The sequence below is a fragment of the Pseudobdellovibrionaceae bacterium genome (assembly GCA_023954155.1).
In the GTDB taxonomy this organism is placed as follows: domain Bacteria; phylum Bdellovibrionota; class Bdellovibrionia; order Bdellovibrionales; family UBA1609; genus JAMLIO01.
Genome location: JAMLIO010000001.1, coordinates 453,992 through 476,280 on the forward strand (window position 1 = coordinate 453,992; position 22,289 = coordinate 476,280).

24 protein-coding genes are annotated in these 22,289 nt (G+C 41.0%); 14 read left to right on the plus strand and 10 right to left on the minus strand.

Annotated elements, in window-relative coordinates; translation table 11 throughout:
• The first annotated feature begins 19 nt into the window (after positions 1-19).
• The 3 genes from M9899_02125 to M9899_02135 all read left to right on the plus strand — a co-directional run bounded on the left by M9899_02125 (position 20) and on the right by M9899_02135 (position 2,777).
• Positions 20-1,129 carry a bifunctional 2-methylcitrate synthase/citrate synthase gene (locus M9899_02125; protein MCO5112951.1) on the plus strand — a complete coding sequence of 370 codons (1,110 nt, stop codon included), beginning with the start codon at positions 20-22 and terminating at the stop codon, positions 1,127-1,129.
• Positions 1,130-1,719: 590 nt separating this feature from the next.
• On the plus strand, positions 1,720-1,977 hold the full coding sequence (locus M9899_02130) for a hypothetical protein (GenBank protein MCO5112952.1): 258 nt from the start codon (positions 1,720-1,722) through the stop codon (positions 1,975-1,977).
• A gap of 314 nt (positions 1,978-2,291) precedes the next feature.
• Positions 2,292-2,777, plus strand: a complete 486-nt coding sequence (locus tag M9899_02135) for an Hsp20/alpha crystallin family protein (GenBank protein MCO5112953.1) — start codon at positions 2,292-2,294, stop codon at positions 2,775-2,777.
• A gap of 73 nt (positions 2,778-2,850) precedes the next feature.
• Here M9899_02135 and M9899_02140 read toward each other — a convergent pair whose 3' ends face one another.
• The 3 genes from M9899_02140 to M9899_02150 form a co-directional block, all read right to left on the minus strand.
• Complete coding sequence (locus M9899_02140; protein ID MCO5112954.1) at positions 2,851-3,627, minus strand: heme ABC transporter ATP-binding protein; 777 nt, start codon at positions 3,625-3,627, stop codon at positions 2,851-2,853.
• The gene (locus tag M9899_02145) at positions 3,624-4,568 is read right to left on the minus strand and encodes an iron ABC transporter permease (GenBank protein MCO5112955.1); all 945 of its coding nucleotides are present in this window, start codon (positions 4,566-4,568) and stop codon (positions 3,624-3,626) included. The genes M9899_02140 and M9899_02145 overlap by 4 nt, the downstream gene beginning before the upstream one ends.
• A gap of 79 nt (positions 4,569-4,647) precedes the next feature.
• Complete coding sequence (locus M9899_02150) at positions 4,648-5,535, minus strand: ABC transporter substrate-binding protein (GenBank protein MCO5112956.1); 888 nt, start codon at positions 5,533-5,535, stop codon at positions 4,648-4,650.
• A gap of 214 nt (positions 5,536-5,749) precedes the next feature.
• Between M9899_02150 and M9899_02155 the strand changes: the two genes are divergently transcribed.
• From M9899_02155 to pip, 7 genes are read left to right on the plus strand one after another with little or no spacing between them, the layout of a single operon-like run.
• On the plus strand, positions 5,750-6,568 hold the full coding sequence (locus M9899_02155; GenBank protein MCO5112957.1) for a sulfite exporter TauE/SafE family protein: 819 nt from the start codon (positions 5,750-5,752) through the stop codon (positions 6,566-6,568).
• On the plus strand, positions 6,565-6,924 hold the full coding sequence (locus tag M9899_02160; GenBank protein MCO5112958.1) for a DUF1634 domain-containing protein: 360 nt from the start codon (positions 6,565-6,567) through the stop codon (positions 6,922-6,924). The genes M9899_02155 and M9899_02160 overlap by 4 nt, the downstream gene beginning before the upstream one ends.
• A 3-nt stretch (positions 6,925-6,927) precedes the next feature.
• Positions 6,928-8,646 (plus strand): hypothetical protein, encoded by a 1,719-nt coding sequence (locus M9899_02165; protein ID MCO5112959.1) that lies wholly within the window; start codon positions 6,928-6,930, stop codon positions 8,644-8,646.
• Positions 8,647-8,687: 41 nt separating this feature from the next.
• A complete protein-coding gene (locus M9899_02170) occupies positions 8,688-9,344 on the plus strand; it encodes a TrkA family potassium uptake protein (GenBank protein ID MCO5112960.1) in 657 nt (218 codons plus the stop codon).
• Positions 9,345-9,365: 21 nt separating this feature from the next.
• Positions 9,366-9,698: a hypothetical protein gene (locus tag M9899_02175; protein MCO5112961.1), complete on the plus strand. Its 333-nt coding sequence runs from the start codon at positions 9,366-9,368 to the stop codon at positions 9,696-9,698.
• A gap of 2 nt (positions 9,699-9,700) precedes the next feature.
• Positions 9,701-10,447, plus strand: coding sequence for an SIMPL domain-containing protein (locus M9899_02180; GenBank protein ID MCO5112962.1), 747 nt, complete (start codon positions 9,701-9,703; stop codon positions 10,445-10,447).
• Positions 10,448-10,449: 2 nt separating this feature from the next.
• Positions 10,450-11,406 (plus strand): prolyl aminopeptidase, encoded by a 957-nt coding sequence (pip, locus tag M9899_02185; protein ID MCO5112963.1) that lies wholly within the window; start codon positions 10,450-10,452, stop codon positions 11,404-11,406.
• Here pip and M9899_02190 read toward each other — a convergent pair.
• Positions 11,403-12,338 carry a hypothetical protein gene (locus M9899_02190; protein MCO5112964.1) on the minus strand — a complete coding sequence of 312 codons (936 nt, stop codon included), beginning with the start codon at positions 12,336-12,338 and terminating at the stop codon, positions 11,403-11,405. The two genes, pip and M9899_02190, sit on opposite strands and share 4 nt — an antisense overlap.
• 164 nt (positions 12,339-12,502) lie before the next feature.
• On the opposite strand from M9899_02190, the gene fghA reads away from it, so the two are divergent.
• Complete coding sequence (gene fghA / locus M9899_02195; GenBank protein MCO5112965.1) at positions 12,503-13,321, plus strand: S-formylglutathione hydrolase; 819 nt, start codon at positions 12,503-12,505, stop codon at positions 13,319-13,321.
• 147 nt (positions 13,322-13,468) lie between these two features.
• Here the strand turns inward: fghA and M9899_02200 are convergent, their stop codons facing one another.
• The 3 genes from M9899_02200 to M9899_02210 all read right to left on the minus strand — a co-directional run bounded on the left by M9899_02200 (position 13,469) and on the right by M9899_02210 (position 15,685).
• Entirely contained in the window at positions 13,469-13,777 is a 309-nt protein-coding gene (locus M9899_02200; GenBank protein ID MCO5112966.1) for a hypothetical protein, read from the minus strand.
• Positions 13,778-14,182: 405 nt separating this feature from the next.
• Positions 14,183-14,617, minus strand: coding sequence for a hypothetical protein (locus M9899_02205; GenBank protein MCO5112967.1), 435 nt, complete (start codon positions 14,615-14,617; stop codon positions 14,183-14,185).
• A gap of 180 nt (positions 14,618-14,797) precedes the next feature.
• Positions 14,798-15,685 carry a hypothetical protein gene (locus tag M9899_02210; protein ID MCO5112968.1) on the minus strand — a complete coding sequence of 296 codons (888 nt, stop codon included), beginning with the start codon at positions 15,683-15,685 and terminating at the stop codon, positions 14,798-14,800.
• A 241-nt stretch (positions 15,686-15,926) separates the two neighbouring features.
• On the opposite strand from M9899_02210, the gene M9899_02215 reads away from it, so the two are divergent.
• A complete protein-coding gene (locus tag M9899_02215; protein ID MCO5112969.1) occupies positions 15,927-17,528 on the plus strand; it encodes a hypothetical protein in 1,602 nt (533 codons plus the stop codon).
• Positions 17,529-17,694: 166 nt separating this feature from the next.
• The gene (locus tag M9899_02220; protein MCO5112970.1) at positions 17,695-18,279 is read left to right on the plus strand and encodes a hypothetical protein; all 585 of its coding nucleotides are present in this window, start codon (positions 17,695-17,697) and stop codon (positions 18,277-18,279) included.
• Here the strand turns inward: M9899_02220 and M9899_02225 are convergent.
• Positions 18,269-18,793: a hypothetical protein gene (locus tag M9899_02225; GenBank protein MCO5112971.1), complete on the minus strand. Its 525-nt coding sequence runs from the start codon at positions 18,791-18,793 to the stop codon at positions 18,269-18,271. The genes M9899_02220 and M9899_02225 overlap by 11 nt on opposite strands.
• A gap of 9 nt (positions 18,794-18,802) precedes the next feature.
• Positions 18,803-19,366 carry a hypothetical protein gene (locus tag M9899_02230; protein MCO5112972.1) on the minus strand — a complete coding sequence of 188 codons (564 nt, stop codon included), beginning with the start codon at positions 19,364-19,366 and terminating at the stop codon, positions 18,803-18,805.
• A gap of 347 nt (positions 19,367-19,713) precedes the next feature.
• Between M9899_02230 and M9899_02235 the strand changes: the two genes are divergently transcribed.
• Positions 19,714-21,972: an adenylyltransferase/cytidyltransferase family protein gene (locus M9899_02235; GenBank protein MCO5112973.1), complete on the plus strand. Its 2,259-nt coding sequence runs from the start codon at positions 19,714-19,716 to the stop codon at positions 21,970-21,972.
• Here M9899_02235 and M9899_02240 read toward each other — a convergent pair.
• On the minus strand, positions 21,964-22,143 hold the full coding sequence (locus M9899_02240; protein MCO5112974.1) for a hypothetical protein: 180 nt from the start codon (positions 22,141-22,143) through the stop codon (positions 21,964-21,966). The two genes, M9899_02235 and M9899_02240, sit on opposite strands and share 9 nt — an antisense overlap.
• Between the last annotated feature and the right edge of the window lie 146 nt (positions 22,144-22,289).

Below are 22,289 nucleotides of genomic sequence, written 5' to 3' on the forward strand. Positions count from 1 at the left end.
GAGACGTGTCGTGAGTACAATGAACGTAAAACCAGGGTTAGAGGGAGTGGTTGTTGATAAGACATCAATTTCTAAAGTGATGCCAGAGATCAACTCCTTAGTGTATAGAGGCTATAAGGTTCAAGACCTAGCTGAAAACTGCAACTTTGAAGAAGTAGCTTATTTGTTGTGGAATGATGATCTGCCGAGTGCGGCTCAGTTAAAAGAATTTTCTGATAAAGAAAAAAGCTACAGAGAGTTACCTGCAAATGTTGTGGAGTCATTAAGACAGATCAGCACCAAGTGCCACCCTATGGATTTTGTAAGAACGGGTGTCAGTTTACTGGGTTGTGAAGATGAGAGAGTTTGGGATGACTCTAAAGAGACTAACTATGACAAGGCTCTATCGCTTCTTGCTAAAATCCCTACGATCATTGCTTATGGTTACAGATTCAAACAAGGCAAAGAGTTGATTCCACCTGCAAAAGATCTTTCGATTTCTGAAAACTTCTTTAAAATGTGTTTTGGTGAAGTGCCAGCTAAAGAAATTGTGAAGGCTTTTGATGTGTCTTTGATTCTTTATGCTGAACATAGCTTTAATGCTTCTACGTTTGCAGCTCGTGTGATCACGTCTACAACCTCTGATCTTTACAGTGCGGTCACGGGTGCTATTGGTGCTTTAAAAGGACCTTTGCATGGTGGAGCCAATGAACAAGTGATGTATCTTTTAAAAGAAGTGGGCGAGCCCACAAAAGCTAAAGAGTGGATGCACCAAGCTTTAAAAGAAAAGCGTAAAGTGATGGGCTTTGGCCACAGAGTTTATAAAAACGGTGACTCCAGAGTTCCAACCATGAAAAAGTATATGACTTTAATGGCGAAGTTCACAGGTGCAGAAAAGTGGTTAGAAATTTCTAATGAACTGGAAGCTGTGATGGTAGCAGAAAAGAATATTCACCCTAACTTGGATTTCCCTGCGGGTCCTGCTTACTACATGATGGGTTTTGAAATTGAAATGTTCACACCTATTTTTGTTATGAGCCGTATCACAGGCTGGTCGGCCCATATTATGGAACAAGCGGCAAACAACAGAATCATCAGACCGTTGAGTGAGTACACGGGCTATGGAGAAAGAGCTGTTCCTACTAAATAAGCTTTTTCGTCATTAAACAAATTGGACGATAAAGAATAAACAATATCTAAAAGCCTCCTTTGGGGGCTTTTTTTACGCGGGCGGCGTTGTTGTTTGGAAGGTCTTTAGAAGAAATATCCCTCTAACAAGAGGCACGCCCATCCATGGGCTCTTCCAGTATTTGCCCTGCGGGCAAAACGCGTCACGCTTACTGGAGGCCTATTGTTAGGGAGATATCTCTTCTAAAGACCTTCCAAACAACAACTGCCTGTGTGATTGTGTTTAAGCTGGGATATAGCTGTCTGCTCCGTTGTCCTATTCGGTTATTTATATCATCAACAAAATTAAAAAACTAAGCACGTTCAATATAAGGCTTGCGGAAAACTTACAGATTCCCTATTTTTCATTTCAAATTCAGAGGACCTCAAGGAACCAGAATATGTGGTATCAGATATAAAAAGACTAAGCATATTGGAAGACTAGACTATGGTGTCTATGAAGGTACACATGGACAAAATAGACTGCATTTACATTTGCCTCCAAACATGAAACGCCATATTTCAATTGATCCAAGAAGTTTATTTGATTAGTTTTTGATATTAGAGGTTAAAATGGATACAGAACTAAAGAGAAAAAAAATAGAAGAAATTGTAAATGAGGTATTGAAAAACAACTCGGATCTTTTTGATTTAATGGATATGTGGCCCCTACCAAAAGGTCCTTTTCTTCCAAATGAAGAAGAGCTAAGACATGTCTTAGATCACTATGTTGCAGATCAGGATATACGCTCTAAAGAGGTTGAATACGAAGAATACCAAAGGGAAGAAGTGTTAGAAGCATATAGAATTTTTTTAGATTCAAATAAATGAGATACCAAATTGGGAAATTTTTAAAACTTAAAAAACAATTATTAAATGTATGTTTGAAAATAAAGGCCGAAGATGATTTGCTCGTGGTCTGTTGAGTTGCTGGAAATAGTGAGTATAAATGCTTGAAATTACGGGTTCTTAAAAAAAACAAACCCGCACCTTGACACCCTTAAAATAAAACCCATCTTTATATTGTGCATAGGGAGCTTCTTCTGGTGCACCTTCCTAGTGTTTCTAGAGCGCTGGGGTGTTTTAGAAGAGCACCAAGCAAACAAACAGAGTTTTTTAACTATGTTTCACAAGGAGGTTATTTTATGAAATGGGTAGTCCCTTATAATTCATCTTTAGGTCATAGAGCACTTTTTGATGATTTTGATCGTTTAGTAAATTCATTTTTAACACCACTGGATGCGCAGACTGTAAACTTTAAACCAGCTTGCGATATCGACGAAACTGCAGACCACTATTTGGCTAGTTTTGATCTCCCAGGTGTAAAAAAAGAAGATATAAGTATAGAAATTAAAGACGGGTATCTCACAGTTACAGGTGAAAGACACCGAGAAACTAAAGACACAAAGGCTCAGCACTATGAGCGAAGCTATGGTAAGTTTCAAAGACGTTTTTCTTTGCCTGAAAAGATTGACCCTAAGCAAATTGAAGCTGCTTTTGAAGATGGTGTGCTTCAACTTCTCATCCCCAAAACCAAAGAAGCTGAAGGACATAAAATTGAAATTAAGTCTAAAGCTTCTGGAGGTCTTCTAGACAAGATTTTAAATGTAAAATCGAGTAAAGAAGAATAACAGTTCCCCTTGTAGAAAGAATCTACAACTCTTGCTATCCTCAATCTCCTCCGATTGGGGATAGTTCTTTTGGTTATGTGAGTATGAGTGGCCGATCTGAATGAGGGTGGGACATTGTCTGGATAGGATAATTGAAGGCCTTAGTTAAAATCTCAGAAGTTAAGACTGTAGTGGGAGGACCAAAAGCCAGAACTTTGCCTTGATCTAAAATTAAAACTTTATCAGCATACTGGGATGTCAGATTGAGATCGTGCAAAATGGCAATGCAGGATAAGTTGTGTTGTGTGAGGTTTTTGACGAGTTTCAAACTGTGGTGCTGGTGTGAGATGTCTAAGCTGCTTGTGGGTTCATCCAAAAGTAAGAGCCTTGAATGTTTGACATGAGTAAGCTGCGCAAGAACGCGGGCAAAATGGACGCGTTGCTGTTCGCCCCCAGACAGAGTCAAATAATTTCTTCTTTCATAGCCTTTAAGGCCCACGTCCGCCAAGCAACGCTCTGCAATTTCAATGTCCAGTGTGCTTTCGGTTTGCCTTTGTTGGTGAGGGATTCTCCCTAATAAGACCACTTCTAAAACCTCATAAGCAAAATTCAGAGTTGTACTTTGTGGCAAAACGGCACGTCGCTGAGCCAGTGCTTTGATTTTATATTCGGAAATATTTTTACCAAAGATTTCTATGTAAGATTTAGGATTAGAAATTTCCGTTGAGATGTGTTTAAGGAGTGTGCTTTTCCCCGCGCCATTACGACCTACGATGACGATCAGTTCATTTGGACTCAGGCTAAAACGCACTTGAGACAGTAGGGTTTTGCCTTGGATTTGATATTCGGGAATATCCACTTTAAGTATCATATTCCCCCACCAAGCCTTCGATTTTTAAGTAATAGGTATAAAAAGAAAGGAGCTCCTGTAAGTGAAGTGACAATGCCGATGGGCAGTTCAGAAGGTGTAACTACAGTGCGTGAAAATAAATCAGCTAGGACAAGGAGTGTGGCTCCTAAAAGTGCGGTGGCAGGGAGTAGCGTTTTGTGATTGGGGCCCAGCCATAGACGTATAAGGTGAGGGACTACGAGACCCACAAAACCAATCATACCTGCTACAGCCACACTGGCTCCAACACCCATGCCTACCAGCACCACAAGTATGCACTTGACGGTTTCAACAGAGACTCCTAAGTGCTTGGCGGCATTCTCTCCAAGTAAAAGTGCATTTAAAGCGTTAGACCAAAAAGGAATAAGGAAAATACTAAGCAAAATGAGTGGAGAGACACTGAGAATAGAAGACCAAGTTGCTCCTGCCAAAGAGCCCAATTGCCAGAAAGTAATAGTGCGCAACTGCTCATCTGTGGATAGATATGTGAATAAACCTGTGCCCGATGTGCATAAGGCATTGATGGCAATCCCCGCCAGTAACATAGTAGCAATGTTTGTCGTGCCATTGTGCTGAGCCAGCATATAAATAAGAGCAATGGTGATCACACTACCAATGAAGGCAGCAATGGGCAGGGTATAGATTCCAAAAATATTGACCCCCATGACCACAACACAAGCTACAGCTAAAGACGCCCCACTAGAAACACCCAGCAGACTTGGGCTGGCAAGAGGGTTGCGAAATAACCCTTGCATGGCTGCTCCCGATACAGCAAGACTTGCCCCCACAAGCATACCTAAAATTACACGAGGCAACCTAAGGGCTAAAAGTACGGCCTCTTGCTGAGGAGTAAAGTCAGTAAGAGGTGAAAGACCTAAGCCTTTCAAAAGTATTGAAATCACTTGCAGCGGTGAAATAGCCACGGCACCTATCCCTACCGACAAGACGACGGTCGTGATAAGTGCAGGGAAAAGAATAAACAAATAACTCTTACGTCCTAGACTAGTTATTGTTATAAACCTCGTTGAAAAGTTTTGCAGCAAACTCTGGGAAGCGCGGCCCTATCCATCTGACTGTGTTATCAACAACAAACACATCTTTATTTTTTCCAGCAGGGGTGAGGCTGACTCCAGGCATTTTCAGTGCGCCTTCAAGTTTGCCTACAGCATCCAGCCCTCTTTGCATCATAATGATAGAGTCTGGTGAGGCTTGAACCATGGCTTCGGCAGTAAGGGGTTTAACGCCAGTTGCAAAGTCGGCGGCATTTTGGGCACCGATCTGTTCAATTAAAAAATGAGAGCCTGTTTGCTTTCCATAAATGCTGGCATCACTTGGGCTATGGGCATAGAGAAAAAACACTTTCTTTTTCTCTTTGACTGCGGCTGCTTTTTTGTTCAAGTCCTGGACCTGTTTGTTGATTTTTGCAATCAGGGCCTTGCCTTGTTTTTCTTGCCCTAGAACTTTGGCAATGATGGAGATGCGTCGCTCTAAACCTTTGTAACCGTCTTCGTACGAAGTTTGGAGGATCAGTGTTGGGACTTTTGCTGAACGCAGTTGTTCAGCACTGGCTTTAGGAAGTGAGTCTTCGGTGCTGATCACAAGATCAGGCTTAAGGCTGATCATGCCTTCCACACTAGGACGATAGGGATGACCAAGTTTGGTGATAGAATCCGCAGGAGGGAAAAACAAGGCGCCATTATCAACACCAACCACAAGATCAGCCTTTCCAAGTTCATAAATGATTTCAAAGGTTGTGGAATTCAGAGCTATGATGCGTTTAGGATGAGTGATCTCCACTTTGACTCCATCAAAGCCTTTAATGGTTTTGGCATGGGCTATAGATGACAGCATTAAGAAAACACTCATAAAAATTAAAGAACATTTACTCACGATCAACTCCTTGTGTGGGGTTTTCGGGGTACCCTAACATCAAGAAGCTTGGATCACTACAGTTGGGCCCATTTCTTTTGAAATCTGGTTTCATTTGAAAGCGTGATGATTGATGCGCTACGACTATGGTTCTAAGATTTCAGCACTCCAAGCGACCGTCCCGATAGAGACAGCCGCTTGACATTGAAGCATTACGGCAGGAGTTTGTTCTTTCATGTACGAATTATTGCTATTTGCCTTTTCGATATTTGCGGGGTTCATTGGTGCCATTCTTGGATTGGGTGGTGGGATTATTATTGTTCCTACGCTGACGTTGTTGCTGCATGTGGATATTCGTTACGCCGTAGCAGCAAGTTTGATTTCTGTGATCGCTACGTCCTCAGGGGCGGCCTCTAATTTTTTAAAAAGTAATTTGACCAATCTTCGTGTGGCCTCGTTTCTGGAAATGGGGACAGTGTTTGGGGCTATAACGGGCTTTCTGATTACAAGTTATGTGAACGCCTCTTTTTTATATTTTTTGTTTGCAGGATTTTTAATTTTTTCATCCTTAATGATGCTACGTCAAAGGCATGATCGCGTGGCCACCCACAATCACCCTTGGTCTGACAAATTGGGTTTTGCAAGTCAGTACCCTGATAAAGCAGGCCGACTGATTGATTATAAAGTGGAGAAAGTCTTTTGGGGTCTGTTTTTAATGTATTTTGCGGGGATACTTTCGGCTTTGTTAGGAATTGGCAGTGGTGTTCTTAAGGTGCTAGCTATGGACAATGCTATGAAGCTTCCTATTAAAGTGTCTTCAGCCACTTCCAACTTTATGATTGGGGTGACGGCAGTAGCAAGTGCTAGTGCGTACTTTGTTAAGGGTGATGTTCACCCCCCACTTGTGATTCCAGTGGCCTTGGGCATTATTATAGGTTCATGGTGTGGAGCAAGGACCATGAAGAAGATGGAATCTTCGACAATCAGAATTATTTTTATAGTGATTATGTTTATTGTTTCGATCCAGATGATTTATAAAGGGTTACAGTCATGAATGATAAGAGCTTTAACCTTATAATTTCAAATTTATTTCGCTATGGGATCAGGATGGTGGGAGTTCTGCTTATTATAGGTTGGGTGAGCAGTATCAATTTTACAGAAAATGTTTTTCTTCAGTATCAGACCTACCAACAAAGCAACCTCATTCATGATTTAAGTAAAGCGTGGATGGCTGAAAAGTGGGGTATGATACTCGCCTATTTGGGCCTAGCTATTTTAATATGTTTGCCTGCCTTAAGAGTGGTGTTTACAACGGTGCTCTTTGCGCGAAGAAAAGAATATAAGATGGTGGGCGTTACATTATTGGTCCTATTTGGGTTGATTCTGAGTGTGCTTACAGGAATACTATAGGATATGTTAATTTCATTCTTGATTGTGATGGCGATACGGATTGCAATCCCTTGGCTAAACCTGGGGGGGTGGACCTCGCTAGTATTAGACATTGCAGTCCTTAGAGCTGTGTGGTCTGTTTTTGAAGCCCGACACTTCATAAGGGTTTTAAGAGAATGGAGCTTTCTAAGAGTTCGTGATCATAGACAGGTCCAAAAACGCTTCACTTTGGATATTATTGTATCAGGTTTAAAAATCACATCTCTATTTTTTGTTGCACTATGGTTCTCAAGATGGATCATTGGTTATAAAAATGTTTTATATTTCCCAATTGATCCTCAAGATCTGACCCATTTAGACGTATTTATTTTTTGTCAAACTACAGCATTGATCCTAGAAGCGGGTTATATTAGAAGGCTGTTACTGCGTTCAAATATGACTATAGGGAGACAAATTTTATTACAGTATGGTGTGGCGATACTCATTGCCACGCCTCTTCTATTGATGCCATTTTCTTTAAACCCAGGAGAGGAACTGTCTCTTATTGATGCTGCCTTTGTGGCAGTTTCAGCAATATCTGTAACAGGATTAAGTCCCATTGATATCGGCTCAGTTTTTTCACAAACTGGCCTTATGATCATTTTGGCTTTGATTCAACTTGGGGGTCTTGGGATCATTTTGGTTATTGCGGGATTTTCTATTGCGCGCTTTGGTCGAATGTCTATGAATACAATTTTAATGGGACAAGAAATGTACGGGTCAAGAGTAGGGGATGTGCCCAGATTTCTTGGACGTGTCGTTATGTTGACATTCGTTGTTGAGGCTATAGGATTTTTGTTGCTCTATTTATGTTTGCCTAGTGACGCTTCAAATAGATTTTTTACTGCGTTATTTCATTCCGTTTCAGCGTTTTGTAATGCGGGGATATCTACTTTTCCTTCAGGATTACAAGACAGCCCATTTCATTTCTCAGCCTTAGCTGTGGTGTGTTTGTTGATTATTATTGGCGGGATGGGCTTCCCCATTCTTTTAGACATCTTGTCAATTATGCGTTCCCCTAAGAAAGGGATTGGGCATTTAAGTGCGTACACAAAGCTTACGCTCACAGTAATGGGAATTTTATTGGTGATGGGCTCAGTGCTCTTTTTTGCTTTTGAAACGGCAAGACCTGATGAGCAAATAGGTTTTTTCTCTCGATTAGGTTATTCGATTTTTTATAGTGTTAGTAGTAGAACGGCGGGCTTTGGTGTGGCACCAACAGATGCGTTGCATGCTTCATCCCTGTTCTTTTTATCATTTTTAATGTTATTAGGCGCTAATCCTTCTTCAACAGGGTCGGGAATCAAAACTACCACGGTGGGGGTTTTGTTTTTGGCAATTTACAATAGTATCCTTGGGAAAAATCAAGTCGTATTTGCGGGACGAGCCATTCCTGCCACGGTGGTTTCCAGAGCCTTGACTGTGGTGGCTCTTCATATTTTTGTGGCGTGTACAGCACTAGTGGTCTTGGTTTTAGTCGAACCTCTGCCCATAGGACCACTGGCTTTTGAGGTGATATCGGCACTTTCTACGGTTGGGTTTTCTATGGGAATTACGCCAGAACTTTCAGTATTTGGAAAAATTGTTGTTATAACGTTAATGTTGGCGGGACGATTTGGGATTTTGGCGGTTCTGCTTATGAGTATTGGAAGTCCTGCGAATGTTAAGGTTCGCTATCCTGAAGACGAATTTTTTGTGGGTTAAAAGTATATTGGTCAACGAATATGCCAAGTGTGAGGTATAAAATGAAAGAAAGAGTTTTGGTTATTGGTATTGGACGTTTGGGCTCGTCACTCGTGAGGAACCTGTATGATACGGGAGCGGAAGTGATCGCACTAGATACAGATCTAGAAAATATTAACTCTGTAAAAAGTAAATCTCACTTAGCTATACAGGGAGACGGAACCGATATTGAAGTGCTCAGAGAAATTGGAGCAAGCACAGTGGATATGGCGATCGTAAGTATTGGTGAAGACTTTGAGGCTTCCGCTATGACCCTTACAAATTTAATTGAACTGAATGTGAAAAGAGTGGCTGTGCGTGCTCCGACCACAAGGCTTGCGCGCATCTATCAAAGCATAGGGGCCCATGAGGTGTTTTATGTTGAAGAAGATATGGGTAAGATTTTGTCTCTGCGTTTTATGCGTCCTTCCATTAAACATGAAATGGATTTGGGATTTGGATTAAAAATGGTGGAATGGAGCCCAGGCAAGTGGACGCATGGTAAGACTCTGGCTGAACTCAAGCTTCCTACAAAATTCAAAATTCAAGTAGTGGGCTTTAGAGACCCTGTAAACCCAAAAGAAATCCTAATGCCTACGCCTGACTACGTTATTAAAGGCGAAATACTTGCGTTGATTCTTGGACATGATAGAGATATTCAGAAGCTTTTAGAGCAATAATCTAATAAGCGGGGGGTATTTATGAAGGTGATGAGTCGCTTGTTCCCAATGGTCGTGTTGAACGTTTTGATGTGTATCGGTTTTGCTCATGCTGGTGTGTTTTCTGAGATTGATATTTTAGTCAGAGAGGCCGCTATTGCTGAGGTTCAGAGTCAGTACACTGAGCTACAATTAGATCGCGCCTTTTATGACATCACCTATGAGGTGGCGCAAGATTCTTTGCCAGGCTGTCATTTTACATTGCTAGGTGAAATGTCTTTAGCAACAGATATGTATGAGTTCACGGCCTGCGTGGTGGCTCATAGTAAATCAGATATTGTGGTGACAATTATAAACTTGCAACAAAGGAACTAAAAATGAGTCGCATTCATTTTTTTATCGCATCAAATATAGTTATGATTATTCTTGCTGTAACCATGGTGTCTCACCAGAGCCATGCGGCCCAAGAGAGGTCTGTCTCTGTTCAAGGAACTTGTCTGCGTTCGGCTCAACCCAATCGTGCTAGCATTACATTTTATGCAGAATCTTTAAATAAAGATGCGCAGGCGGCTCTCAAAGATGCGGTCAAAAATTTTCAAGCCGCAAGAGCTGAGATTCAAAAGTTACAACTTAAAAACCTAGAACTCGAAACTGTAGAAAACACGGTTTATGAAGAAAAAGTTTGGGAGAACAACAAGCACGTATTTAAAGGTTATAAGGCCAGAGTCGGTTTAAAAGTTGTAACCCAAGACATTAGTAAAATTGGTGAAGTGATCGCTGTTGTAGCAAAAAAAGGGATCAGTAACATTGGACAACTGGTGACAGATATGTCGCCTGCAAAAAAGAAAGCCGAGCAAGAAGCTTGTCTTGAGCAAGCCATTGCAAATGCTAAGTCTAAGGCCGCTCGAATGGCCAAAGCAGCAGGCGCAAAAGTAGGAAAAGTGATTAGTATCGTAGAAGGTTATGAACAGCGCGGATTTGAACCACGTCCTATTGCCTATGCAGATAGCTCAAGAAGTGCTATGGTCAGCTCTATGGCAGCACCAGAGTCTTCGATACCGTCGATTGATGTTCGAGCTCAAGACATTTCTATGAGTGTCAGTGTTATGTTTGCCTTGGAGTAAAAATGCCACATCTTTATCCTAAAATCGAACCGTTTAAAACAGAACGAATCCAAGTCTCTGATTTGCATGAAATTTATATGGAGCAGGTAGGTAACCCTAAGGGACAACCAGTTATCTTTTTGCATGGTGGACCTGGAGGAGGCTTACATCCTGATTATCGCCGCTATTTTGATCCCGACTATTACCGAGTGATCTTGTTTGATCAAAGGGGCTCGGGGCAAAGCACGCCCCATGCTGAATTGAAAGAAAATACAACATGGGATTTGGTTGCCGATATTGAAGTGATCAGAAAGCATCTTGATATTGATAAATGGATTGTATTTGGTGGAAGTTGGGGATCGACGTTGTCCCTTTCCTATGCGGTAGAGCATCCAGACCGTGTTGAAAACTTGGTATTACGTGGAATTTTCATGTGTCGCCCTAAAGAGATTCAGTGGTTCTATCAAAAAGGAACAAGTTTTATGTTCCCAGATTTATGGCAGAAGTACGAAGAGATCATTGAACCCGCAAAGCGCACCAATATGGTCAAAGCTTATTATGAACTATTAACCCATCAAAGCTCCGAGGTTCGTTTAGAAGCGGCCAAAAGATGGAGTCAGTGGGAAGCGGGAACATCGCACTTGTATTATGACCAAGATGCGGTGGATGACTATGGTGATCCACATAAGGCTCTCGCTTTTGCGCGCATTGAATGCCATTACTTTATGAACGATGCCTTTTTTCCTTACGATAATTTTTTACTGGCACAAGCTGAAAAGTTTAAGCATATCAAAGGCTGGATTGTGCAAGGACGTTATGATGTAGTTTGTCCTCCTACCAGTGCATGGGAACTGCACCAGGTTTGGCCGAACTCAGAACTTGTGATGATTCCAGATGCAGGGCACTCTATGTCTGAACCAGGTATCCAAAAAAAATTAGTTGAAATCATGGATGGACTAAGAAAGTCAGAAGCTCTTTAAAAGAAAAGGTTCAGACCAATTTGTCCATAAAAGCTGTCTTCTAGACTTGTAGGATTTTTAGGTTTCCAAGAATAGCTTTCGGCGATAAAAAATTGTCGATGAAACGCATAGCCAAACTCTGCATCTAGCATAAGATTTTTAAGTAAGGGAGCCTTGAGTCCCACAAAAGCTTTGTGCTCTTCGTGAAAGAGTCGTTCTTTATTATTAGTCCTTCCGTATTGAAAGTAAGACTGCTGGGATAAATCCACGCCTGCGTACACTCTAAACGGTCCCATAATATGATAAAAGATTTGGCCTTTAAAAATCCATGGGACCACAGCAAAAATACTAGTGCTCCACTTCGGAGCAAACTTCCAATAGATAGAAGCAAAAGGAGCTCCAAATGTTCCGATAAAATCTTGGCTATAAATGTAAGTATAAGCAAAGAAGGGAAGAGGAATATTATTCAGAATAGGTCGGTTATTAGAATAGTTGAGCAAAAGCGTCCACCGTCCTTTGGGACCGTAAGCAAAACTATAAATGGCATTAAGATTAAGTGTGTTTACGGAAGAGTCTTTGAAAGGCTTGTCAGATTTTGTTCCATAGCCACCGTAAAAGCTCAGTTGACGGGTTTCAGAAACTTTCTGTGAATACGTGAAGCCAAACTCAGAATCATACAGGTCAGTGATCCCTGTAGTATTTGGAGTCACATTTAAGTGAGAGTATTTGGTGGTAAATTTAAGATTAGAGCCTTCATTTTTATAGAGAGTAAATAACCCAAATGCGGTTCCATATTCGCTGCGATCTTGGTTGTAACGTTCACCACTAAGTTTGATCTGGTGTCTTCCAGGAGTAGGGGCTCCTAGGTTGCCTAGATCTGAGAGGCTAAACCCATAAGCTGAGTGGGGAATCAGAGATATTCCTAGAGCCAGACAAAATATAAGTGCAGCCATCGGGTTTGAAAAATGAATGAAGCAAAGACGTGTCATTCAATTAGATTAGCAATGATTTGAATAAAAAGAAGTATAAAATGTGAAGGTCAAGTTTTTGGGATAAAGCATGTAATCACATTCAAAGAGCGATATTCATTTATTGTGAATTGAGTTAAGGTGAACTTATGGAAGTATTAAAAAGTCATAAGTGTTTTAATGGGGAGGTTTTCTTTTGGAAGCACACCTCTCAAGTGACGCAGACACAGATGAAGTTCTCGGGTTTTATTCCGTCTAAGCCTCAGGCTGCGATCATTTGGCTTTCAGGACTTACTTGCAATGAAGAAAATTTTATCACTAAGGCAGGTTCGCAAAAATACTTATCTCAACAACAGCTGGCTATTTTCTGCCCAGACACCTCTCCACGAGGTTTAAATTTACCCGAAGAGCATTCCTCTATTGAGTTTGGGAGTGGCGCGGGGTTTTATGTGGACGCACTGGTGGACCAGTATCGTGACCATTACAAGATGTATTCTTATATTTCAGAAGAGTTTTATTCTTTGGTGCAAAATGAATTTGGATTTAATCAAAACATATCATTGATGGGACATTCTATGGGAGGGCATGGGGCCTTAGTGATTGGTCTTCGAAATCCAGAAAAGTTCAACTCCATTTCTGTATTTGCTCCTATAGCCAACCCATCACAGACCCATGGTAAAATTTTAGAAAGATATCTTGGAGGAGATGAGGCTTTATGGAGAGGGTATGATGCGTGCGAGCTATTGACCGCAGGTTTTGGCCACCGTAACCCGATTCTGGTGGATCAGGGTTTGGCTGACGAGCTTTTGCCTGAACGACTTTTAACCTCAAGATTAGAAAAGGCCTTACAGGATGCGGGACAAGCTTATGACATGCGCTATCGGCCAGATTATGATCACTCTTACTACTATATCTCCACGTTCATTCATGAACATATAGAGTTCCATAAGAAGTATTTGAATAGATAAATGAAAACTTGTTTTAAACCCCGTTCAGTGGCCTTCAGACACACCTGCGGGGGGGTCTGAAGTAGAGGGTTTCATCTTCTTTGGTTACTTATATTAGGGTTGGCGTCTTCTTTTGAGCGGGCATCTAAGTAAAATAGATGATCTAGTTTATTTCAGACCTTTAAGTGTGGCTGCAAGCTTGGGGTTAGCGTTTTCGTAGTTTTGAATTAGCATTCTCTTTTCGTGAGCCTCAAGGCTAGAAAGGGTCTTTCTCATATTGTTTTTATAGTCTTTAAGTTTGCTGTTGAACTGTTCTCGGGGGACGAATTTAGAGAGTTCTTGAAGTTCTTCAATAAGACCTTGTGTGTAATCAATTTCGGACTTGGCTTTTTTGACGTTGAATTCAGACCATAAGTCATTGGCCATGGCATTGGCTGAAAACAAAGAAAAGATAATAAACAAAATCGATAGTTTCATACGTCCCTCCACTATACGACACACATATACATAATAAGCAATTGCTATGCCATATATCCTGCAACTCAATGCAGAAGCGGCGTACATGGCGTTTACGATGGAAAATAGATTTTCAATTTTTTTTGAATTTGTGTCTTAATTTTGTCTTCTATAGATACAGATTTATGAAGTTTACTTCACAAATACAAAGTATTTTACCAAAAAGTGTCAAAAAGTAAGATTAAATTGGTCAAAAATGTATATCTAATGTCTTCTTTTGTGCCAAAATGTTTTGAAAATCACACTCCGTGAGACACCGTAAATAAAGGGTTTTGTAGTGGTTTTGGGTGTCCCAAATACGAGCCGATAGATGCCCTTTGTGATATGAAGAGAGGATCATAGCAGGCGTGGAAACCACGCCAGAGCTTATTTTTTACATGTATTGTAAAAGTATATAGTTTTTAAAATCTCGGCCAAAACAATGGCTATAGAGCGTATGAGGCTGGGTAATTTATAAAAGAAAAGTGGAGTGAGGATAAAATTGAAGGTCCCTATAACTAGATAGGCCGCTAAAAATACTTGTAAAAGAGAAAGCACCCATGCGGTCTTTTTCTTGTTCACAAAAGCATAGATTTGCGCTGCAAACAAAGGGATAGCTAGCAAACGACCCAGATAGTTCATCAAGATGGAAAATGTCATAAAACCCGAGGAGTTGCTAAAGGCATCCAATGGTAATGAAGTGCTAAAAATCGAGACAATGGCTGCGCCTAAGGACACCCACAGTGACAATAGGATAAAGTAGTTTGGGTTTTCAAATATGGGAAACAAGTATTTTTTTAAAATGTCATCGTTGTTGTTCATAAATACATTGGACACATGTTTTACAAGGAAGTCAATGTAAACACAGCAGGTAGAAAAATAGACCGCGCTTTTCCATCGGAGTCTGAACCCTGAAAATTAGTATAAGTTATCTGCTATTGATAAGTCTTTGCTGTAAAAAAAGTTAAAGCATTTATATATTTTTAATATAAACAATACGGATCATTTTTGTAAATACACAACATCAATCTTATATTTTTTATTTGTAGGAAAATTATCAGGATGTATGACAAGATTTAATCCGTCCAAAATAAAATTTGTAATTGTGACACCATCAATTTTTACTATGATTTCGCCTTTTGGTAGTACAGGAAGGGTAAATTCAGTTTTGGTGATTTGACCCACATCTTTGATTAAAGATTCAAAGTGGGGAGTCCAATCTGACTCGCAGATGTTAAAAATATTTCCGTTAGTGGCTTGAGCCAACTTGATATATTGTGATCCAGGGTTATCAATACAAGGGCTTATTTTTTTATCAATACCGATAAATCCAAAGATTTTAATATGTGCAAGATCTAAAAGTTTAGAAAGACCTAGTAAAAACACATTAGAACTGATCTCAGAATTGTCATCAGAGACAATGACAATGACTTTTTTAGAATCGAAACGAAGACTTTTCCCGATCATCTGTGGGAGTAGTTTTAAAAACTGAACCAATCCGTCGCGACTATTGATATACTGTACAATCTGTCTGTAGCCTCGTGACAGGGCCCACTCGCTTAAGGCCATCCCGTGCGAACCTTTGTTGTTTGTAATTAAAGTAAAGTTCAGTTTTGAACGGTCTTCAACGCTTAATAAAAATTTTCCAATATTCTCACGGATGATTTGAATCTCTTCTACCATCGAGACAGAGTTGTCTACTACCCAAATCATATCTACGTTAGATGTAGTGTTGATGTCTCTATCAAAGGAATAGACGACGGTTTCTGGAAGATCAATGCTATTGTCTTGGTCTTCTACGGATGTGCCGCTAAATTCAGTTTTACTGCATCCTGCAAAAATAAATAAAACGCTCATCATAATGATCAATGATTTTGATAGCACTTTCATGTTTACCTCGTGGCCTTTCTGGCTCCTACAAAGCTTTTAACGGATTGCTATAGTCTTTGGTTGAGTCTAGTTTGGACAAAAGGAGAGGATGAGAATGTGCCATAGAGCTGGAACAAGCCCTAGGTCTAGGGAGCTATATGGAGTGGGTCTTAAGTTTGAATAAAAGTGTAAAACTATAACACAAATCTAAGCCTAAAAATCAGGCCTTGTTGAGGATAGGTAGTGTTACTAAAATGTTTTTATGAAAGCTTTCCTCTTTTTTTTATTTACCTTTTTATTTGTGATTTCTAATTTACAAGCTGAAGAGCTGGGTCGTGGTGACACAGGCGACTCAGGTAGAAGTACCCCAGCTCACAGAAGCAGTAATTCGCCCAGCCAAGATTTGCAGGATTTGGTCAGTCGAATCAATAGCTTTAAAGGCTGTTCAGATAAAGTGTGGCCAGGCATGCAAATGCCAACGAGTGACATGGCGATTGTGGATGTGGATGGTTCCCGTTGGCGTATCCAAAATGGAAATTTAGTTCCCGCAACGGATTTGCCAGCAAAGATCAGCTTTAACGGAGGGTATGCAGTAAATAGCAATAAAACTCCACGAGAAGTTATACTAGGTTTACAAAATCTACAGCGCGAAAAAGAAATACGTGAACAGATGGAGGCTGAGGCTCAAGAAGCCAAGACCACAGGACAAGAAATGCAAGATCCCTACGCTTCACCTCATGATTCTGCTTTATGTAAGCAACTCAGAGAAAAGTTTCGGAAACAAAACAAGAGCTTTGCCTCGAGTGGCTCAAGTCCTGAGCCCTCTTTGACAGATTCTGCATTCATGTTGGGTGTCCATGAGGGCTTTCATATTTGTGACCAAGAAGACAAATGGCACTATCAATCAAAAAAAGATAGTGGACCACGAAGGTCTGCCTACCCTGCGGTCACAGAGCCAAGGCAACTTCGGTATAAAACGAAACGCGCTTTGATGGAGGCCTTAAAAACTACAGACACCAGCCAACGTCAGAAGTATCTACAAGAAGCAGCGTACTGGCATAAACTCTATAAGTCTAAATACGGCGAGGGAAGTGCAAATCCAGAACCTCACGAAGCGACAGATATTATAGAGGGTTCAGCAAGGTATGTGGAGATTTTAGCTAATGCCGTAGATTGCAAAAAAGATATAAGCTCTACGGAGCTAGCCAAAATCAGTCGTAAGGCGATTTTGGATAATGTGGGTGTTTCACCTGAGGCCACTTACGATATGGAGTCCTACAGTTTGGGAGCCTTAGCGGGCGCTTTATTAGATCAAAATCAAAAACAAAGTCCTGCATGGAAGATCAAATTAGAAAAGGACAAAGTGTCTGCCTTGGATCAGTTGTTAGGTCAGGTCAAACCACAGAGAGGAGCCTTGTCGGCAAAAGAGACTAAGGCCCTAGACGAAATTTCAGAGACACCATCAAAGGTGGCAGAAGAGTGTTATGCTAAACCCAACATGAGACAACTTGCAAATTATAAGAACGATGAATATGTATGGGTGTCTATCCCTACACAGGCATTTCGTGGCAAAGGATTTTATGATGGTTCGTCTGTGATTCCAGGAACGAGTTATGTAAACATTGATTCCTATGCCAGTGCGGGTGGTGTGGATGTCGAAAATCAACCTTTGGTGCAACATCCAAGTAATCCTTGTGGAGCCACAGGAACCTTGATGGTTTTGGTCAAGAAGAGTTCCATTAAAGGCAATCAAGTGAATTATGATAACTCTTCGGGACATCCTGCTGGCAAAGTATCGGGAACGATTAACCCGACGCCAAGATCTTCATCCTCATTGGGAACCGTTTACTGTGCCTCGAATTGATAGCGAGTGATTAAGTAAGCTGACTTTGAGGGTGAGACATGAAGTCTGTGGTCATTTTCAGCTTGCTATTCCGCGTCCATGTGAAAGTCATGTTTTCAGCTCAGAGAAGCTAGTGTAAGCCCTTCCTTGTATGTGGTTATTCAGGCTTGTGGCTATTGAACTTTTAATGTTGGGAGTAACGTCTTCGGCGTATGCCGTTGAAGTGGCGTTCTTTCGTCAGTATACGCCCTCAGGTCAACTTGTGGTTTATGAGGCTGGGGGAGAGTTTGCGCATGTGGCTCTCTCTTATCAGGGAAAGTGGCTGCATGCCCATCCTTATGGTGGTGTTCAGCTGTCTCATCATATTTATGAGATAGGTTTTTTAGATTATGTGATCCTCGAAAATAAAAATACACCTGAACCTACAGACATGTTTGTTCATACGCAGTTACAAAAGGGATTTGATATTTTTGCGCAGTGGACGGATGCAGGAAAAACATATTGCTCTAAATTGATTGCAGAATTTTTTGGAATTCAGCCGCGTACAATGTACTTCATCTCTAAGGACTGGGTGGGTCACAATCCTCCGCGTGGTCAGTTAGGAATTTCACCTGATGATCTGTTTAAAGAGCTAATTGGTAAAAAAGGGTTTCAGATGAAGCCAGAGACAGGAGCACAAGGCGCAGTCAAAACTCACGATCGGTTGCTGACCAAGGCAGCGCCCCGCTCGCCACAAAAAAGAAAATGTGTAGGATACCTTACTAGTCAATAAATTTAATATGGTTCAGTGCTGTGGCTGTGACTTTATAATCGTTTTTATAATTATTGGGCCGAGAGGTTTGCGATAAAAGAATCAAATCTTTTTTAACCTGATAAGCATAAACAAGAGTCACAAAAACTTGTCCCTTTTCTTTGGTGGTAAAAATATAGGTTTGTGTTCTGTACCCGTTGCTGCTTGTAAGTGGAGTTTTTTGTTTAAGAGAGGCTTTGTTTTTAAAGTATTTTTTATTTAAAAACATCTCAAGGTGATCGACCGTTTTGTTGTTGGGCATGGGTTGCTTAAGTACAAACATAGAAGGGACAAAGTCTTTTCCATTCTTGTTTAATAAACCTCTAAATTCAAAAACATCAAGGTTTTCCAATGTAGATGCGGTTTGTTTGGGTTGATAAGACCATCCAGGCATAACAGTTGAAAAGGTGGCATCTTGATTGGCGTGACCAGTAAGTGGGAGAGAAATCACAAGTGTAAATAATATCTTTGAAAGTAATCCTTGAAGTTTGTTCATATTTTTTTCCTATTCAACAGTTGCTGAAGTGCTAAAGACAGGAGATTTGATGTTATAAGTTTTTCCACTTTGGTGTTGGATGTCGATATCCATTTTCCCGCCAAATACTGAAGCGGTGGCTACAAGTTTTCCGTTTGGCTGTTTACATATTTGTGTGATGTTATGTTGACCCATGTCTGGAGTGGATAGGGCCAGCCCACCGCCTGCATCGACTAACTTATACTGTTTGCCACTATCAGTCGCACTGAAGGTGGCCTGTTTTCTCTCAACAATATCCTTGATACTCATTCCAGGAAGCGGAGCTAGCAAAGACAAATCGTTCCAACGAGAAATACAAACGGGTCCTGTAGGTTTCTCTGGTTCTGGTTTAGATTCTGCAGCGGGAGCGCGCTCCTCCGTTTTTGTACTTGCGGGTGCGGTTTCCTCTTTGGGAGTCACATCGGCAGACTTAGTGCTCAAATTTGGGATCTGAGTGTTGGGTTTCACTTGCGAAGACGAGCATCCTATCCATGCCAGTACGATAGCTGTTAAAATGCTAATACAAACGAGCTGTAATTTTGTTTTAGTTTTCATCCCCGTTTTCCTCGGACCTTCTTCTCAAAGATTAAATTTATGCATTCGTTGGTCTTATCGGCTATTTATGAGACGTCTAAAAGAGATTTTATTTATTTTTCTTACTTCAAGTAAATTTTTTTATGGATTTAAAATACAGATGTGGTGTCCTCTCAAAGCGTCTATTTTTGATACATTTAGATGTCACTGTGTCCCAAGACGAGGCGTGATTTTATGCCTCTAGCCCACCCTAAATTTATTACCAAGTATGAGAGGATATTTGACCAAAATAGGGCAAATGTTTAGGGTTGGTCCATCTTAAGAGGGGGAATTCCGTGCGGCAATTTTTGGGGGTATGGCTCTTATTCATGATGACCTGTTTTCAGGTTTCAGCTATGGATACGAAAGGACTTGAGGCGTGGTCTCAGGAGCTGATCGAGCAGCTGTATTCTAAGCATAAAGCTAAAGAGGTTTATATTGGCGGGGGAAGCTCCAGAGCCTTTTTAGACCATATTTTAAAAGGTAAGCCCTTGGTGTTTAGGGACCTCGATTTAGTTATAAACATGGATCGTGAGGTCACAAGACAGATGGCCTTAGAAATGGGCCGAAGTCTACAATCAGAAACCGTTGGAGAGTTTTTAGAGCATGAACTGCGTCCTAGGCCTCGTACCAATCCCCAAAATCCAAAGGACTTTGGTTACAACGCAGGATATGGGTTTTTCTTTTTGCCAGCAGTGGCTCATCATCCCACTTTAGATTTAACGTTGATGCACTCTTATGAAGATGTGAAGTTGAATGGGATTTTAGATGTGGACCGCGTGCGCATCTATATCCCGCAAGGGATGCGTATTACTGAGGTGGCTAGAAAGATTGTCAAACTGGGTTACGAAGGGGCTTTTAGGGAAGGGCTTATTGATGATCCCTTTCGAGGTTACTTGTCTTGGGAGGCCTCTCGGATTCATATTGTTGAAAAGAATCAGTTGAGGCTTGATCCGCTCAACATCACTTTGAGAATTGTTCGTGGAGCTGCAAAAATGGAAGCCTTGCCTTTACCTGTGGCTGCTCGTGAAGCGATACAGTGGGCCTTTGCAGAGACTCCTAATGAGCTGAATCAGTTTCAGGGATTACGAAATTTTATGAAGCTTTTAGAAGACCCAGCCGTGACTCAGCAAATTCAAGAGCTGCATAAGTTGGGCTTGCTAGAGCGTCTGTTGCCTCAGGCCTATGAACCTCTTTTGAAAATGAGTGAATCAGAGATCGCAGCTGCCCGTCGTAATTCGTATTCAAAAAATTTAGGATTTAATGTTTTGGCGACAGCTCTCAATGACACTCCTCCGCGTCAGCTTAAGGGTCTATTAAGTGACATGTATTTGATAGAGCCTAAGGGAACTTTAAATTTGATCGCTCAACTTAATGATTGGTTTGTGTCTGAGCCTCTGCGGATCGGATATTTTACAGGTGAATTTGCGCCCTTTCATCGGGGTCATCGAAGTGTTGTTGAGGCCGCTCTTAAAAGTGATAAGTTGGATTTTGTGTTTGTCATTCCTACGCCACATGCCTCGAACAATCCGAAAACTCAAGTCTTCTCGGCACTGGAGTGGGAAGAGAGGTTGCGGTTTGTGGAATTGGGTTTAGAGGGTTTAAAGCAAGCCGCTGTTTTTCCTACAAAACGTGTTTTAGATACGGAGCGAAGTCATACCTTAAGCTCTGTTTTAAATTCTTTACAGCAATATTTAAAATCTCGTGATCCACTGACACATGTATTGGGTATGGACTCTTTGTACAGAGTGATTGACCGAGGGCTTTTAGATTCTGACCCTAGGCCTCGCCTTGTGGTAGCGCGAGCAGGTGTGCCACGTCCTCATCTGCCCTTTGATAGATACGATATAAGTTTTGTTTCTGGTTTGGGTCATCCTGTTTCGGCGACGCAGATTTTACATAGTATGGCGATGGGACTTACGGTGAAAGACGCAGCTCCTAGTGTTGTCGCTCAAATTAAAAGCACCAAGAGGTATCAAGAAATTATAGAGAGTTATAAATCTTGGCGTGTAAAGTATGAAGAACTACTTATGCCTGCCAAGTCACGTGCTAAAAAAACTTTGTTTGTCCATAATAGCATCAACTATGCGGGCAGTTATCAAGAAGGCCTAGAGAAACCGCCTCAATATCTGTTTGAGGCTACTGTGCGAACTTTGCAGACCTATAAGAATATTTCTGAAGTGGTGATTGTCATGTATGACCTACGGAGTTTGCGTGAAGAGTGGTTTTCTTTCAAAGCAGATTTAGATAAACTCTTTCCTAAGGTAGAGACTAAATTTGTGCGAGATGAGGCCAAGCATTATACCCCAGTAAATAAAAGAATAGAGGTTTTTCATGCAGGCGTGGCAAATGGGCTGATCTCTCACTTTCCCGATCACATGTATGGCAAATTAAGTAGTGGTGCTAGGTACGTGCTTTATGAATCTGGTAAAATCTATGCAAGCCCACTGTTACAAGGGTTAGTGCAAGTAGACGTTTATACTGAGGATATGCTGAAACCAAAAAACTCTACAGAATCACATCCCTTAGACATCGTTCCACAAGCCGCGACCTCTCGTGGTAAAAGGTGTGTGGCGTTTTTACGCTGATTTTTTGTCTTTAATAGGTTTACTTTCCTTTTCTGGAAAAAGCTGTACTACATTACTAAGATCGGAAGTCGATTTTTGTTCATCGTGAATTTTTTTGATCAGACGATCATTTTCTTTTAAAAAATAAAGTTCTTCATACTCTGATTTATGGAAAAAAGATTTGTTCTTCATACGTCCCGCACTCCTTTTAACTCTATAATTGTAAACCTGCGTGTTAGAAAACAAAATGAAAACCCCATGAAGAGATAAAAATGAGACACAGTGCATGTCATTGTGAAACAGACAAGATGACAGCCCAAGGCGCAAGATGTTTTGTT

Coding starts and splice junctions, on each gene's coding strand:
- M9899_02125 (MCO5112951.1), top strand. CDS start 20: ATGAACGTAAAACCAGGGTTAGAGGGAGTGGTTGTTGATAAGACATCA.
- M9899_02130 (MCO5112952.1), top strand. CDS start 1,720: ATGGATACAGAACTAAAGAGAAAAAAAATAGAAGAAATTGTAAATGAG.
- M9899_02135 (MCO5112953.1), top strand. CDS start 2,292: ATGAAATGGGTAGTCCCTTATAATTCATCTTTAGGTCATAGAGCACTT.
- M9899_02140 (MCO5112954.1), bottom strand. CDS start 3,627: ATGATACTTAAAGTGGATATTCCCGAATATCAAATCCAAGGCAAAACC.
- M9899_02155 (MCO5112957.1), top strand. CDS start 5,750: ATGTACGAATTATTGCTATTTGCCTTTTCGATATTTGCGGGGTTCATT.
- M9899_02160 (MCO5112958.1), top strand. CDS start 6,565: ATGAATGATAAGAGCTTTAACCTTATAATTTCAAATTTATTTCGCTAT.
- M9899_02165 (MCO5112959.1), top strand. CDS start 6,928: ATGTTAATTTCATTCTTGATTGTGATGGCGATACGGATTGCAATCCCT.
- M9899_02170 (MCO5112960.1), top strand. CDS start 8,688: ATGAAAGAAAGAGTTTTGGTTATTGGTATTGGACGTTTGGGCTCGTCA.
- M9899_02175 (MCO5112961.1), top strand. CDS start 9,366: ATGAAGGTGATGAGTCGCTTGTTCCCAATGGTCGTGTTGAACGTTTTG.
- M9899_02180 (MCO5112962.1), top strand. CDS start 9,701: ATGAGTCGCATTCATTTTTTTATCGCATCAAATATAGTTATGATTATT.
- pip (MCO5112963.1), top strand. CDS start 10,450: ATGCCACATCTTTATCCTAAAATCGAACCGTTTAAAACAGAACGAATC.
- M9899_02190 (MCO5112964.1), bottom strand. CDS start 12,338: ATGGCTGCACTTATATTTTGTCTGGCTCTAGGAATATCTCTGATTCCC.
- fghA (MCO5112965.1), top strand. CDS start 12,503: ATGGAAGTATTAAAAAGTCATAAGTGTTTTAATGGGGAGGTTTTCTTT.
- M9899_02200 (MCO5112966.1), bottom strand. CDS start 13,777: ATGAAACTATCGATTTTGTTTATTATCTTTTCTTTGTTTTCAGCCAAT.
- M9899_02205 (MCO5112967.1), bottom strand. CDS start 14,617: ATGAACAACAACGATGACATTTTAAAAAAATACTTGTTTCCCATATTT.
- M9899_02210 (MCO5112968.1), bottom strand. CDS start 15,685: ATGAAAGTGCTATCAAAATCATTGATCATTATGATGAGCGTTTTATTT.
- M9899_02215 (MCO5112969.1), top strand. CDS start 15,927: ATGAAAGCTTTCCTCTTTTTTTTATTTACCTTTTTATTTGTGATTTCT.
- M9899_02220 (MCO5112970.1), top strand. CDS start 17,695: ATGTTGGGAGTAACGTCTTCGGCGTATGCCGTTGAAGTGGCGTTCTTT.
- M9899_02225 (MCO5112971.1), bottom strand. CDS start 18,793: ATGAACAAACTTCAAGGATTACTTTCAAAGATATTATTTACACTTGTG.
- M9899_02230 (MCO5112972.1), bottom strand. CDS start 19,366: ATGAAAACTAAAACAAAATTACAGCTCGTTTGTATTAGCATTTTAACA.
- M9899_02235 (MCO5112973.1), top strand. CDS start 19,714: ATGATGACCTGTTTTCAGGTTTCAGCTATGGATACGAAAGGACTTGAG.
- M9899_02240 (MCO5112974.1), bottom strand. CDS start 22,143: ATGAAGAACAAATCTTTTTTCCATAAATCAGAGTATGAAGAACTTTAT.